The 15673-nt window shown below is 40.7% G+C and carries 11 protein-coding genes; 3 read left to right on the forward strand and 8 right to left on the reverse strand.

The window, feature by feature from the left end:
* The first annotated feature begins 63 nt into the window (after positions 1-63).
* On the forward strand, positions 64-579 hold the full coding sequence (locus CL667_01625) for a phosphoglycerate mutase (GenBank protein ID MAL16383.1): 516 nt from the start codon (positions 64-66) through the stop codon (positions 577-579).
* A 5-nt stretch (positions 580-584) separates the two neighbouring features.
* On the opposite strand, the gene CL667_01630 is transcribed toward CL667_01625, so the two are convergent.
* The 8 genes from CL667_01630 to CL667_01665 form a co-directional block, all read right to left on the reverse strand.
* Positions 585-2681, reverse strand: coding sequence for a hypothetical protein (locus CL667_01630; protein ID MAL16384.1), 2097 nt, complete (start codon positions 2679-2681; stop codon positions 585-587).
* Positions 2682-2704: 23 nt separating this feature from the next.
* Complete coding sequence (locus tag CL667_01635) at positions 2705-3697, reverse strand: AAA family ATPase (GenBank protein ID MAL16385.1); 993 nt, start codon at positions 3695-3697, stop codon at positions 2705-2707.
* A complete protein-coding gene (locus tag CL667_01640) occupies positions 3694-5061 on the reverse strand; it encodes a hypothetical protein (GenBank protein MAL16386.1) in 1368 nt (455 codons plus the stop codon). The genes CL667_01635 and CL667_01640 overlap by 4 nt, the downstream gene beginning before the upstream one ends.
* Positions 5051-5962, reverse strand: a complete 912-nt coding sequence (locus tag CL667_01645) for a hypothetical protein (GenBank protein ID MAL16387.1) — start codon at positions 5960-5962, stop codon at positions 5051-5053. The genes CL667_01640 and CL667_01645 overlap by 11 nt, the downstream gene beginning before the upstream one ends.
* A 7-nt stretch (positions 5963-5969) precedes the next feature.
* Positions 5970-7904 carry a hypothetical protein gene (locus CL667_01650; protein ID MAL16388.1) on the reverse strand — a complete coding sequence of 645 codons (1935 nt, stop codon included), beginning with the start codon at positions 7902-7904 and terminating at the stop codon, positions 5970-5972.
* A 38-nt stretch (positions 7905-7942) separates the two neighbouring features.
* On the reverse strand, positions 7943-9271 hold the full coding sequence (locus CL667_01655) for a NupC/NupG family nucleoside CNT transporter (protein MAL16389.1): 1329 nt from the start codon (positions 9269-9271) through the stop codon (positions 7943-7945).
* On the reverse strand, positions 9271-9945 hold the full coding sequence (locus CL667_01660) for a thymidine kinase (GenBank protein ID MAL16390.1): 675 nt from the start codon (positions 9943-9945) through the stop codon (positions 9271-9273). Before CL667_01660 ends, CL667_01655 begins: the two co-directional genes overlap by 1 nt.
* A 75-nt stretch (positions 9946-10020) precedes the next feature.
* Positions 10021-10596 carry a hypothetical protein gene (locus tag CL667_01665; GenBank protein ID MAL16391.1) on the reverse strand — a complete coding sequence of 192 codons (576 nt, stop codon included), beginning with the start codon at positions 10594-10596 and terminating at the stop codon, positions 10021-10023.
* Between the two features lie 86 nt (positions 10597-10682).
* Between CL667_01665 and CL667_01670 the strand changes: the two genes are divergently transcribed.
* Both CL667_01670 and CL667_01675 read left to right on the forward strand, forming a co-directional pair.
* Positions 10683-12701 carry an ATP-dependent DNA helicase gene (locus CL667_01670; GenBank protein ID MAL16392.1) on the forward strand — a complete coding sequence of 673 codons (2019 nt, stop codon included), beginning with the start codon at positions 10683-10685 and terminating at the stop codon, positions 12699-12701.
* Positions 12694-15672, forward strand: a complete 2979-nt coding sequence (locus CL667_01675; GenBank protein ID MAL16393.1) for a hypothetical protein — start codon at positions 12694-12696, stop codon at positions 15670-15672. The genes CL667_01670 and CL667_01675 overlap by 8 nt, the downstream gene beginning before the upstream one ends.
* Position 15673: the final 1 nt, after the last annotated feature.

Below are 15673 nucleotides of genomic sequence, written 5' to 3' on the forward strand. Positions count from 1 at the left end.
AAAGTAACAGGAAGTTCTTTTCTTCGTAGCAAACTCCTGAATTCAGAAACCTAACCCAGTACTATGAAAAAGCTTTTTTTACTTTGCTCCATACTTCTTTTCAGCGGACCACTTTTAGGACAATCAACAGATAATGCTGCACAAGAAACTACTTTAATAATGGTTCGCCATGCCGAAAAAATGGATGATGGAACCAGAGATCCTTCCTTAAATGACGCAGGGGTAGAAAGAGCTGAAAGATTAGCTAACTTGCTTCAGGAAGATTTTGAAGTTAGTGCCGTCTATAGTACTCCCTATAAACGAACACAGGAAACAGCAAAACCTCTTGCCGATTTGATTGGCTCTGAAATTCAGACGTATGATCCAAGAGATCCTCAAGGCTTTATTGGGTTTTTGATGGATTCAAAAAAGGGGAAGACCGTGCTTATTGTTGGGCATTCCAATACCACGCCGGCACTGGTAAATCTTGCTCTTGGAGAGGATAAGTATGAACAACTGGATGAAAGTGCTTACGGTAATATCTTCATCGTTTCTATAGATGAAAAAGGAGAGGCTTCAGTAGAAGAAAGAATGTATTAGAATTATTAAGGAAGGGAATAGTATTTTCTTAGCAGCCATTCACTTCCCAATAACAACAATACGATCACAAACCAATAGACAGAACGGACTGGAAAGGAATAATTCTCAATAGTCTGAGTTTGAGTTTCTAAGACATTTGCTGTTCTCAGGCTATCCCAAAACGTGCTCACATCCTGATAGGTAAAAAATCTGCCGCCCGAGTTTCTTGCAATAGCACCCAGAAGTTCATCGTCACGTATCGTATTTGTGAGCTCGGAACTGGAGTTTGAAATCAAAAACTCTCCACTTTGACTCTCAATTTCTCGCTCACCTTTTCTGGCAACGGCATCATACTTGTATAAACCCTCAGAAAGGCGGGGGAGATCTAACCGGTAATTTCCATTTCCTGAATTTTCCATGTTAAAAGTTCTGGATTCTCCAGCCTCAGTTTCCAGCTCAACTTCAATAATGCCATCACCCTCAGGGTCGCCACGCTCGTTCTGAAGGCTCCCGTTCAAGATAGCAGACTCTGCAGTACTAAAAGTTTTTTTAGACGGTGAGATGCGTAATAAGCGATTATCCGGATCGCTGGAGGTCCATGATACAATATTCGAGATCAGGGCTATTACAAATTCACGCTGACTTGGATTTGTGCTTTGTGTCATTCTATACCAACCCCAGGGTAGAACATGAGATCTTCGAATATTCCCCTGTTCTAAAACTGCAATAGCAGGAAAGTCAGTATTAAGGCCGTCGTAGTTGATCGAAAATAAGGCCGTGCTTTGTAAAGCACTGAGCTCGGTTCGCAAGGGAGAGTAAAGGGGAGGTGAATCGGCTAAGTTAATGGCCGGTAATTCAAGAATAGGTTGTTCATCAGCTTCAAGCAGCTGATTCAATGTTATTTGTGATGCCTGATTGTTCCGTTTGTTAATCAGCTCAAGAAGATTCTGGTTTTGAACCCGATTGATCCTTGAAGTACTTAATTCAAAAAATAAGGTCGGAGTGTTTTCAAGGTCTTCTAAAAAGGGGAATACTTCCTGAGTGTTGGGGACCCCGTGAACTATGACGAGATTGAAGTCTGATTCTTCAGGAAGGTCTTCAACGAAACGATTGCCTCCAAGCCAGGTTAAAGTCGTTAACTCATTGCTTTCATCTTGTTGAATGATGGAACGAATAGCTTTTATATCAGGGTGAATTTCAAAAGCAACGTGTAAGATTTTCACTTTACTATCTAAAACATCAATGGTGAACAAACGGTTGTTGTTCGATTGAGTCCATTCATCGGCAAGAGGAGCAATTCGTATGTCGTATTGCTTGAGTCCAGGTTCTGTTAGTTCCAGCTCAAAACTCACTTGTTTTAGCTGATCATCAGTTTCAAAACTTACTTCCTGAGTGTCCAGAGTTTCGTTATCAGACACCAAAGAAACCGTAACCGTGTTGTTGGCAAAGCCTGACTGAGTAATTTCAGCCTCAATGATATGATTTGTATTTGTATATCCGGTGGCATTCGTCAAAACATTCGAAACCGAAATATCACGAACCTTTGAAGTATCCCCAATAGCTACTGTATAAAGTGGGATGGAGGAGTTAAAAGCATTTACAGAAGGATTTCTGCCAAAAGTTATGATTCCATCCGAAATGATAACACCGGCCTGAACCTGTTCTTCCATTTCCAAAACAGCATTAATTGGATCAGATAAATTGGTTTGGGTTATGGAGGCATTGAGAGAATCAGGATTAAATTCCGAAACCGTTTCTCCTATAGAATAGAACTGGATGTCAGCAATATTACGTGATTCAAAATCGAGGGTATTTAAAAGCTCCTTATAGGTTTGGAGACCGTTATAATCGCCTTTTGTTATCCCAATACTTTCGGAATTATCAAGAAATACGGCAATGTTTGGTTTCAGTTCAATTTCCTGAGAAGAATAGAAATAGGGATTGAGTAAAAGCAAAAGAATCATGATAAGGGCTGAAGCTCTTAACGAAATCAGTCCCCATCGGCTTAAGGGAGGGATGCTGCTAAATTTTCTATAGGCTGCCCAGGAAAGAAAAATAAGCCCTGCGGCAATAAGGATAAGTACAGCCGGCGGAAAAATATGTTGAAAACCCTGGAAATCCACCTTAATAATTCCTCATCGTAAATTTAGCCTTCTTCTATAAGCATCTGGATCAGCTTAACCGTAGTATAACCTTCGGCTTCGGCTGCATAATTATTGACTATTCGATGCCTTAATACCGGAATGGCTAATTCCTTAATATCGTCTTCAGTTACATGATATCGTCCTTGGGATAAGGCTCGTGCTTTCCCGCCTAAAATTAGATACTGAGACGCTCTGGGGCCCGCACCCCAACTCATGTACTTATTAATATAATCAGGGGCCATATCGGTGCCTGGGCGAGTCTTAGAAACAAGTTCCACCGCAAAGTCTAGAACATTATCGGGAACCGGAACTTCTCGAACCAGCGCCTGAAGTTCCTTGATTTTTTCTTTCGTCACCAAGGCTTGAATATTAATATCCTGATGTGCCGTTGTTTTACTAACAATCTCCTTTTCTTCTTCAAGGGAAGGATAATCAACCCAAACATTGAACATGAAACGGTCAAGCTGAGCTTCCGGCAGAGGGTAGGTTCCTTCTTGTTCAATTGGATTTTGTGTAGCTAATACAAAGAAGGGGGTGTCCAAGTCGTAGGTCTTACCACCGGTTGTTACGTGATATTCTTGCATCCCCTCAAGCAAAGCTGCCTGAGTTTTTGGAGGAGTACGGTTGATCTCGTCGGCTAAAAGGATGTTTGCAAAAACAGGCCCTTTTATAAAAGTAAATTCTTTACGCCCAGTGTCTTTATTCTCTTCAATAACCTCGGTACCTGTAATATCACCAGGCATTAGATCCGGAGTAAACTGTATACGATTGAAAGTCAGACTAAGAGATTCTGATAGAGTTCGGATTAACAACGTTTTTGCCAGTCCGGGAACACCTACCAAAACGCAATGTCCTCTGGAGAACAAACTGATAAGCAGGAGGTCAATAATATCATCCTGACCAATAACTGCCTTATGTATTTCTTTTTTTATCTGATGAAAAACCTTATGGAATTCATCCGCCAACTTCACCGGGTCCTGTACATCTGTGCTCATAAACTATTCTCCTTACCGGGGACATCAATTTTATATTCAATATAAATTTCATCGCGCAGATCCTTCATCCACGTCTGCATCACTCTATACTGTTTTTGTTGTAGCGCAATGTTTTTAATACGCTCATAATCTTGTTCAAGGTTAGCAATGTGTTCAGGAATCTGTCTATCTAATCGAACAATTCGATAGGCTTTCTTATTCTGTCCTCTTAGTGTGAATGACTTAGGTTCAGAGATATATCCCACTTCATCCATAAGAAGAACAATTCTATACATTGCCGGATCTAAACGGTTAAGAGCAATCAGTCGTTCACCGCTTTGAGGATCAAAGATTTTTCCGCCTAAATTCGCCGTTGCTTCATCTTCACTGAGTTCACGTGCAACAGCAGGGAATTTAACTTCTGGATTGGTCATAATGCTATCACGGATAGTATTAAGTCTGTTAATAGCGTAGTCATCATCTAGCTCTTCATTATCTACAGTAATGAGGATGTGATTAGTCTCAATTCTGTCACCAACCCTGCGGTTTAGCTTAATTACGTGGTAGCCAAACTGAGTCTCAACTACTTTGGAAATCCCACCCGGTTGCAGGGCAGAAGCCGCCGCTGAATACTCAGAGACCAATTCATCCAATGACATAAGCGGTAGTAAACCACCGTTTCTTGCAGAGCCTTGATCATCACTGTGTCGACGTGCTAACTCCTCAATTGATTTACCGTGTACTAAAATGGAATCCCTTAACTGCTTGGCAAATTCAAAAGCATTTTCTTTCGCATTATCTTTTGCGGGAGGTAGAATTACAATTTGAGATAGAGCAACTTGTTCAGGGATAGTAGGGAGGGAGTCAGTTGGGATGTTTTCAAAAAACTGATTCACTTCCGGACGGGTAATGGAGATTGACTGCATTTTACCCTGTTGTACACGACTTGTAATCATTTGCTGACGAAAGTCTTCTCTGAAGTCTGCTTTCAGTTGTAAAATTGATTTGCCGAATGTTTCCTCAAGAGCTTGTTCACTACCTGCACGGGCTGTTAGCTCACGAATTCGCTGATCCATACGGAGTTCAACTTCATCATCTGAAACGACAATAGAGTCAATCTGAGCTTTTTCCAGAAGCACGTAATTATCAATAGCTGATTCTAGAAAGTTAAACCAAAGTTCACGACTGAATTGTACTCGTTGCCCCTGAACTTGAGATTGTCTCATGTAATCAGCAACACTCTGATCGATCTCAGATTTTAGAATGATGTTGTCATTAACATGAGCAACAATACGATCTGCAATTTGTTTTTGCTGTGCCTGTAAACCGGATGTAAGTAGTAAGGATAGTGAAAGGAGAGGGAGAAATAAGTAATTATTCTTCATTAGTAATTTGGTTCAATGAAACAGTATCGCTTACTGCTGTATTCGTTTCATTCGTAACGTTATAAATTTTAATTTCATTATTGGCCTGTCCCTGAAGATAAAGATTCTTTACGTATGTGTTGAATGCTCTTTTTCGCTTTTCAAGCGTTAGCCATTCTTCAATCTGATCAATTAACCAGTCTAAATCAGGATGATCGCCTTCAGGCCTTTCATCTGTTAACTGTACAAAGTGATATTCATTGCCCGAACGATATGTTGGTGATATTTCGGAAGGACCAATGATCGTTAAATATCGATTCAACATAGCAATATCGCCGCCTGCAATGGATATAGGCCAGTATCGCTCAGATTCTCTGATCTTCAATTCAGCATATTTAGAATAATCCTGGGCGACAGTTTCCCATTCAATTCCTCGCATGAGATCCCTTTTAGCTTGCTCAGCTTCTGCATTTGAGTTTGCTATCAAATGTCGATAGCGTACATAACGCTCATCGAGCGTGAATTTATCTTTGTTCTGCTGGTAGTAGTTTCGAGCTTCTTGTTCGCTTACATCAGAGTCTTCCTCAAATTCAGCAATGATATAATCCTGGACGGCTTGGAGGATATATTCTTCCCGAATGCGCTGTAGTTTTTCTTCAACTCCGCTTCTTCGGGTGAAGTTTAGCCGTTCTGCTTCCTGTAAAATAACTTGCCGCCGAATCCAATCTTCACGGTATTTGAGGTAGGCCGAAGTACTGTCCGATTCAAATATGTGTTTGGGTATTTCAGCTTTAGCTGCCTCTTTAGTAAGTCTTTCAGCGCCTACTTCAGCTAATAGAACCGTAGAATTACCTGTGTTATTTGTGCATGAACTTGCAAAAAAGAACAAGGCGCTAACTAAAAAGAGAGATGCTGCTTTCATTATATAATCAGGAGTCTTTTCGGAATGCCGATTTTAGCTTATTCCGATGTACTTTAATATTGTACTCACTTCGCAGTTCGGCCAACCACTCTTGCTCTCGAATTGGTTGGTACGTTGACAAGACACGGTTAAAAGCCTCATCAAATGTCATGTTGCGAGCAGGTAAGCGTTCTTCCAGCCAGAACATGCCTCTGTTGTTATAATCAAAGGGCTCTGAGAAACTATTTTCGCTCATCTCAGCTAGTCTATCGAAGGGATCTTCAGTGAAATTAGTAGTGGAATCAACTGCCACACCTAATCTCTCAATGTTTGATCTGAGACTATCCGGTGATCCACCATTATTAACAAAGGCTTTTGCTTTCATCAAAGTAGAATCGTTGCGTGCAGTCAACAGATAATAGAAAGGACGCTCAGGATATTGGTAGTTGCTGATATTGTCGTTATAAATGCTACGCAGGCGCGAAGTATCAACAGTTGCTGCACTCCATACATTGGCTTCATTTATGTTATAAACAACCAGGCCATTGAGATAGCTATCGGATTGCTGCTGAAAATCAGGGTATGTGGATATGGTGAGTTCAACAATCTTAGAATCCACTATTGTACGGGTATAAGTATTGAACCAGTTATCGGAATAAATTTTTGCCATCCTGCTGCCGTAAGTGTCTACCAGATAATTATGAAAGTCCTGAACTGAATAAGACTCTCCATTAAAAGAATAGACATCCATATTCTGCATTGACGATGGGGATGGAATCGCACCTATGGTAGTAGTGTCATTACTTAGAAGCCAGCTTTTATACTGGTTTATGTTTTTCTCGAATGAAGTACCCTCGAATTTCTCTTCAAGAAAATCGACTACAAAATCATTGCTCTCTTCATAATAGGGTGTTTCTTTAAGCTTTTGCATGAGCAATTCATCTCTGACTTCTTCGGAAGGATAACTCTCTACGGAATCAATCTTGAAAATGTGAAACCCATATTGGGATTTGAAGGGTTCCGAATATGTATCTGAAGGATCAACAGAAGCTACAGCTTCTACAATATCTGATGGGAAATTCTGTTGGTAACTAATCCATCCAATGCGGCCATTATTCCTTTTGGATGCGGCATCTTCTGTCATTTGATTTACAACAGCGCCCCAATCCTGTCCGCTTTCAAGCATTTCATACGCCTGATAAATCTTGTCATAGGCTGTAGAATCGCCAGTTCCTCTTACAAAAACATGAGAAGTCAGGCGGGCAGGAGTTCGTTCTCTTCTATCCTGAAGCAAAACTATATGGTAGCCAAACTGCGTTTTGAAGGGGTCCGATAATTCTCCTACTTCAAGCCCGAAAGCTACATCCTCAAACTCTGCAACGGTTCTTCCAGCTGAAATCCATGGAATGTCTCCACCCATGCTGCGGCCGCCTCGGACGGAAGAATACTTTTGGTTCACTTCATCAAGAGCAACTCCACTTTCAATCTCTTTCTTTGCTTCATTCAACTTTTCTATGGCTGCATCGATTTCATCTTGAGAAGCATTCGGGCCTACAGCAATCAAAATATGATAGGTCTTTAACTCTTCATTAGATCTCGCCTTAAATTCATCAAATGCCAAAGGCTTGATTTCTTGCTCAAGCCAAAAAGCGTAAGCTGCTTGTTTTACGTAAGACTGATGCTCAGCTTTTAACGTTGAATCCTGATAGTAACCCTGATCTTTTGCTGCCAGCAATTTTGCTTTATAGTCCAGATAGATAGGGAGGAAGCTTTCAAGATCTTCAAGGGTAGGTGTTGCTGTTGAACCGCTGCTATAGTTTGCTTTTAACTCAGCATAGGTGACTTTCTGATCACCAACTGTACCAACAACGGTCTTATCGTTCTTTGACTGACCCATTAAAAGAGCCGGTATAAATAGAAGTATAAATAAGCTGTAAAAATATCGGTTCGTTATGTTCGCCATTACGAAGTAAGATTAATTTTCTTGATGATTACGGTTAATTAAAAGAGCATTCCGGCAAATGTAGCCGTCATTAAGTTAGCTAAAGTTCCGGCAAAAACAGCCTTAATTCCAAACTTAGCCAAATCTGATTTTCTGCTTGGAGCCAACCCCCCGATACCTCCAATTTGAATGGCGATAGACGAAAAGTTAGCAAAACCACACAACGCAAAAGTTGCCATAGCTATTGTTTTGGGTGAAATTGAAGCTGCACTAACATTCTCAGCAAGCTTCAGATAAGCAACAAACTCATTCAGTACTATTTTAGTACCTAGCAAGGAACCCATGTTCACGGCATCAGCCCAGGGAACTCCAATGAGCCAGGCGATAGGGGCAAAAGCCCATCCCAAAACCATCTCAATAGTCAGGCTTTCTCCAAGTAATGAGGTAATACCTGTAAGATCACTTCCCCAACCTAATATTCCATTAAACATCGCTAGTAATGCAATGAACGCCAATAACATAGCGCCTACATTTAAAGCAAGATGAAGGCCGGTTCCCGCACCAGTAGCAGCTGCATCGATACCATTGGCATCGGTTTTTTCAACGTTCATCGATACATCACCTTTGGTAACCGGTTCGCCATCTTCCGGATAAAGAATTTTAGCAATCACTAAAGCAGCAGGAGCAGCCATTAAACTGGCCCCTAAAAGTCGTTCAGCAAAAAGTTGTTGAGCAACCTGTATTTCCAACCCATTCGCTTCAGCAAATGGAGCGCCAAGCATTGCTACATAAGCAGCCATAACACCACCGGCGATTGTTGCCATACCTCCGGTCATTACAACCATGAGTTCAGATTTAGTCATTTTCTCAATGAATGGCTTAATAACCAGGGGAGCTTCTGTTTGCCCTACAAAAATGTTCGAGACAACCGAGAGGGTTTCTGCTCCTGAGGTTCCCAATAGTTTCTGCATTCCTTTAGAAACCATCTTTACAATAAATTGCAAAACGCCATAGTGATACAATATGGCCGTCAGCGAAGCAAAGAAGACAATAGTAGGGAGCACCTGAAAGGCAAAAAAGACGCCAAGACTATCCTCATATTGAGGGCCATGTCCCAATCGCCCAAAAATAAAAGAAGCTCCTTCAGTGGTATAGTTCAAAACGACCACAAAGAAACTGGCAATCTTCTGGAACAAAATCATAGGCCATCCGAGCGGACCCCAAAAGCCTGCAAGAACATCAGCCTTGAGTATAAAAATAGCCAGGATAAACTGAATCCCTATTCCAATACCGACTAATCTCCAGTTTACATTTTTCTTGTTGTTACTGAAAATAAAAGCAAGCCCAATTAAGCCTACAATTCCGATAAGACCTCTTATAATATCCATTAGCTGTTTTCTGAGTTGATTTCTTCTGTTTTTTCTTCCTTTTGCTTTCCAGATTCAGGAGCAGCAGGTATAATAAATGGCTTAATAGGCCGACCACGACGCCGATCGACGGGAGGGCGGAAGCAATGACGTGCCCGGGGTTCATATGCATCGTACTCCCCAACTAAAACCTGAGCTTCCTTCTCTACGATACGTTGTGAATAATGCGCCATAGTACCACTTTCAGCACATACGGCGTGAAGTTTGGTTACATACTCGGCAATTGCCAGCAAGTAGGGCATAGGACCAAAAGGTTTGCCTTCAAAATCCATGTCAAGCCCTGCAACTATGACTCGCTTTCCATCATTTGCCAGAGAGTTAGCCACATCCACTACACGGTCGTCAAAAAACTGGGCTTCATCAATACAAACCACCTTGGCATCACCGGTTAGTAATACAATCTGGTCGGCAGTATCAACTAAAATACTGGGAAGGGCTGTCTCGTTGTGAGATACGACTTCGTTGTCACTATACCTTTTGTCGAGAGCGGGTTTAACAACCACAACTTTTTGTCCTGCAATGTGAGCGCGCTTAGCACGGCGAATCAGTTCTTCGGTTTTCCCGCTAAACATACCGCCACAAACGACTTCTATCCATCCAAATTCCCTTGGCGCTAACGAAGGTTCGTTAATCATTTACTGTTTACTTAATATTTGAACCTTTTGATTTTGAGGACGGAATATATTTGGGTATTCGGACAATTGGAAAAACTAATTCTTAAGATTTATATCTCCGATGTGTTCAAATTTACCCAGGTTTTTATCTCGTTTGAGAATGACCAGCTTCTCAACACTAAACTCGTGATTAAAATGAATAGGGCTAAACCTTTTTTTAAGCTCCTTAAAGGAAGAATTTGCTAACTGATTAGCTATTGTGATATGTGGAGTTCTGCTGTTGTAGAAATTTTTCTTTTTTGTTTTTACTACTTCCTGCCTGAGTATTTCGAATTCATCAATAAGGCTATTATAAGAGTCGGGTACTTCAACATTCACAAAAATCGTATTACCATTCTCAAAAGAGGAGAAGCCATTGAGTCTGATACTAAAAGCTTTAAACTCTGAGATATGTTTTTCTATTGCAGATAAAACCGGCTTCATTCGTTCATCAGCTACTAAAAAGTCATTGACTGTTACATGTGCGGTAGAGTAGCGGGAAGTGAAATCACCAAACTCTTCAGAGATCTCTTTCTTGAGCAACGCAATATATTCAACAATCTCTTTTGGCGGTTCGATGACAATCAAGACTTCACTGATCTTTACATCTTCGCGAAACAAAGGTAACTGCATTCTTATTTCTACTGATATTGAATAATTAAATACCCTTTAATTAACACATAATTTTTACATATATCCATCATTTACTATTTTAGGGTATGAAAAAATTCGTTCTCCAAAAAGAAGAGCCTCGAAAGCGCCCCGAAGACTATTCCATTCCGTATGCTGAATTACTAAATGAACAGCAGTTAGAGGCCGTCTTCCATGAAAAAGGTCCGGCTTTAGTTGTAGCTGGAGCCGGGACCGGGAAGACACGCACTTTAGTCCACAGAGTAGCACGATTGGTAGAAAGCGGTATTAACCCATCCAATATTCTGCTTCTTACTTTTACTCGGAGAGCGTCGAAGGAAATGCTAAACCGAGCCAGTAATATTTTGGACGAACGGTGTAAACAAGTGCAAGGAGGGACATTTCATTTTTACTGTAGCTTGTTACTTCACCGGCACGCAGAAGTCATCGGCTTTCCATCAAACTTTACCATTATAGATACAGCGGATGCTTTAGAGGTGATACAGTTTGTGCGGACTGAGCTTAATCTTCAGAAAAAGAAAAAAAGATTCCCAAATAAAAACACCTTACTTAATATCATCAGTACGTGCATCAATAAGCACCTGGATTTACGAATCGTTTTGCAGGAGCAATACCCGCAGTTTATGGAGCAGGAAGAAAAGATTGAGCAAGTAGCTTTTGGGTATCAGGATTATAAGGAGAAGAACTTTGTAATGGACTTTGATGATCTCCTTATAAAAACGAGGCAACTTCTTACACAGCATGATGATATACGGATTAAAGTAGCTTCGAAAAATGAATTTGTGATGGTGGATGAGTTTCAGGATACCAATAAGTTGCAGGCTGAACTTACCGAGCTTTTTTCGAGTGTTCATGGAAATGTGATGGCCGTTGGCGATGACGCTCAGAGCATCTATTCATTCCGGGGAGCTGACCATCAAAACATTATGGACTTTCCGGATCGTTTTGACGGAACTAAAGTGATCAAGCTTGAAGAGAATTATAGATCCACACCTCAAATTCTGGAAGTGGCTAACAACCTACTCAGGCAAGCTAACTTTAAGTTTGAGAAAGAGCTTTTTTCAAAAAATGAAGAAGGAGAGTTGCCCGCTTTAGTACAATCTTCCAGTGAGCATGACCAAAGTCGATTTCTAACTCAGATGGTACTCCAGCTGCGGGAACAAGGCATGGAACTTAATGAGATGGCTGTATTATTCAGAAATGGTCGTGATTCTTTTGATCTTGAAGTAGAGTTGAATCGCAAGAATATCCCTTTTGTAAAGTATGGTGGGCAGAAGTTTACGGAAGCCGCTCATATTAAAGATGTATTAGCCCATGTCCGGGTTTTAGTAAATCCCATGGATACCATTGCCTGGAATCGAGTGCTTATGCTGCTGGACGGAATTGGCCCAAAAACAGCTCAGGATTTATTTGATTGGATTCGCTTAGCAAAGAATCCCTACAAACTAGACCTTTCTGACACCACGAGTAAAGCATACCTCGATCAGCTAAAGGTTCTTAGTAAATTACTCATTGAGCTCAATGAAAACGATCATTCAGTATCCAAAGTTATAGAGCTAATTGTTGACTATTACCGTAATTTCTGCAAAGATAGATACGATGATTATCCAAAGCGCCTTAAAGACTTAGAGGCTTTTGTTAATGTATCAGAAAGCTTTACTTCACTTCCTAAAATGCTTGAAGAACTTGCTCTCGATCCTATTAATGCAACAGCTGTTGATACCGAGCAAAAAACCAAGGAAGAAGCTCCTTTAATCCTAAGTACCATCCATTCTGCAAAAGGACTGGAGTGGAAACATGTATTTATCATTCAGTGCCTGGATGGTATTATTCCTTCTGCATATTCCGTGGAAGATGAGGATCAACTGGATGAAGAGTTAAGGCTTTTATATGTAGCGGCAACCCGAGCTAAAGATATGCTCTATTTCAGCTATCCTGTTCTGGCTCAATCTGCTTATGGAGATTATTTTACGCAACCTTCACGATTCCTTAAAGAGATGAATGACAAATTAGTAGAAGAGTGGAAGTTGGTAGAGGAAGAACAAAATCAGCTTTCAGAGGGAAATCAACAGCAATTGAGTGATTAATTTCCTTTTTTATTCGTTCATAAAAATTAGGCAGAAGGCATTGATAAAATACGTATCGCTATTATTCACTTTTTTCCTCTCATCACAGCTTATATACGCACAAGGGTTCAATTCCTCGAATGGACGAAATCACCCCGAATTAAAGTGGCAGGTTGCTGAAACTGAGCATTTTAAAATCATGTTTCCGGAACGGTTAAGGGGGATTGAAGACAAAGCAGCTTCCATTGCAGAAGAGACCTATGATGTATTATCAAAGAACCTTGAGGTCACATTTGATTTTAAAATTAGAATCTATCTTTCGGATGAAGACGAGATTAATAATGGCTTTGCTGTACCTTTTAATAACGCCTACACCGATATTTGGGTTAACTTAAACGACTATAGTGAAATTTGGACAGGGCAGGAGAAGTGGCTCCGAAAAGTAGTAGCCCACGAGCTGGCTCATATTTTTCACTTTGAGGCTGTTAAATCTCCAATGGGATTATTTCAGTATGCCATCGCAAATCCCCTTCCTAGCTTTTGGACAGAAGGACTTGCTCAATACGAAACGGAAGAATGGGATTCCCAAAGAGGCGATCGATGGCTCCGAAAGGCTATATTTGATGACAACCTGAACTACGCATCTGGTCAATCTATGGAAGACGGCAGGCTGCGGTATGCATTGGGAAATGCTCAACTTCGTTACTTTGCGGAGCAATATGGCGATTCAACTCTTGCAGATTTACTGGCGCATAGAGATAAACTTTGGGGGTTATTCAGATACCACGATTTTGGAACTGCATTTGAGGAAACCATTGAAGGAGGGTACAGTAAATTTTATGATAATTGGCGAAAACATAAAAATGTCTATTACAATACTCTAGCCGGACAAATGGAGCGTACCGATTCTCTGAATGCAGATGAATTAAGATTTCCTGGGCAATTTTATTACGATGCATCCATAAGTCCAAATGACAGTGTAGCAGCCGTTTTATCGCTCACATCAATGTCAAGGCCGGTTAAGAGGCTTCACCTGATTACCCTAGACTCTACTAAAACCACAAATTTGATAGGTGAAGGTGCTATTAACAGTGATTTAAGCTGGAGCAATGAAACTCAACTATTGTACTCAAGACTAGTTAGAGGGAAGAATTCCTCTTTAATGAATGACGTATTCCTATATAATTTAAAAGATGAACGTGAAAAACAGATCACCTTTAATAGACGAGCAAAGTTTCCCGTAGCCGGTCAAAGCGATACCCAAATAGCTTATATCGTTAATGAAGATGGAACAGGTAATTTATTTACGATGAATTTAGAAACAGAGCAGGAAACCCGGGTTACAAATTACAGCGGTGATATTCAGGTGCTTTGGCCGCTTTGGGTTGAGTCTCAGCAAAGCTGGCTCATCCATAAATTCAGCGAAAACGGTGACCGGAATTTGGTACTCATAAGTGATAATACCGGAGAAGAAACAGTTATTGATTCAGGAGATTTAGATAACCGAAAAGCTCTCCTAAGCCCTGATGGTACTAAAATCGCCTATATTTCTTTACGGGACGAAGTTCCTAACGTCTTTATCTACGATTTTGAATCGAGGGTTGAGTCCCGGTTTACGAATCTGTTTACAGGGGGTGATGTATTCGGCTGGCTCGCCGGTGACGATTCAACAAACACTGAGCATATTATAGTAGGGGCCTCTGAGTCGAGGAATCGGGATCAGTTATACATGGTACCTGCTGATCGAAAAGTTTATAAACCGACAGTTCAACTTCCGGAAACTTATACAACTTGGAAAACGCATACTCCTCCAAGTGTTATTGCATCCAAGGTTGAACCTAATCCTGATTTAATTACAGATAGATATCGGTATAAGTCACTAAAAAACCTTACACATGTTGCTTCCTTTGGGTTTCCTTACTACGCTGATTCAGAAGATTGGGGCTTTTTTGCTACTACAAATTGGACAGAGCCCCTTGGTAAACATTCAATTACTGCCGGCGGATGGATTTCCATCCCTGATTTAAAGAATGAGTCTTACGGCGGGTTCGGTTATGTAAATAACCAGCTTTATCCAACCATCGCTTTTTCTCTTTATAAACTTCCCGAGAACGGACAATTTTATGGAGATGAATTCTTACTTGAAGAGTATGTCGGCGGTGATATATCTGCAACCTGGCCACTTGATATGTTTTCAGCTCCTTATCAATCCAGTCAATTTTCTACAAAACTAAGGTACTATTCCACTAAACCTTATGGAGTGAGTCGGTTTACTGGAAATACAAACGTAGCCACTCCTCAATCTGCAGATGTAAGTGACCTACAGATAAGCTGGCAAATAACAAAGCAACGTCCCTGGAAGGATAATTTACTCCATCCGTTAGATGGAACGGGGCTAAGAGTAAGTGTACTTCGAACAGAAAAAGTTGCGGGTTCGGAAGTGAGTTCTTTCGAAACAGACATTCATGCTTACGCCATTCTCCCGAGTATTGGGATGCATAGGCTATTTATTGAAGGTCGATATCAGCAACAATGGGGAAATCAACTTCCACAAAATTACATCGGTTTTTCAAAGTATGATAACATTGATATTGATATACCCGGCAATGTTCCTTTTCAATTCTTTGGCAGTATAAACCGGGTAAGAGGTTATAAAGAATTTGTAGCAGGTAACCGGGTTGTATTTGGTAGTTTAGAATACCGAATGCCATTCATTCCATCCCTTGAAACTGAGTTGTTAGGACTTATAAGTTTTGGAGGTGTTGCCTTTTCGCTTATTTCTGATGTTGGAATGATTTGGGAGGCAAGATCAGCAACCGGAGAAACTGGATCTATAGTTAGATGGGGTTCAGGTGTAGAATTTAAGAATCAGCTCTCATTTTTTGGATTACCGCTCACACACGCGGTTGGATTTGCACAGCCCACTGAAAAATTGTTTACTGAAACTGCAGGTGATCTCTATTACAGGGTCAAAACAACGATTCCTTTCTAAA

Source organism: Balneola sp., assembly GCA_002694685.1.
In the GTDB taxonomy this organism is placed as follows: domain Bacteria; phylum Bacteroidota; class Rhodothermia; order Balneolales; family Balneolaceae; genus Gracilimonas.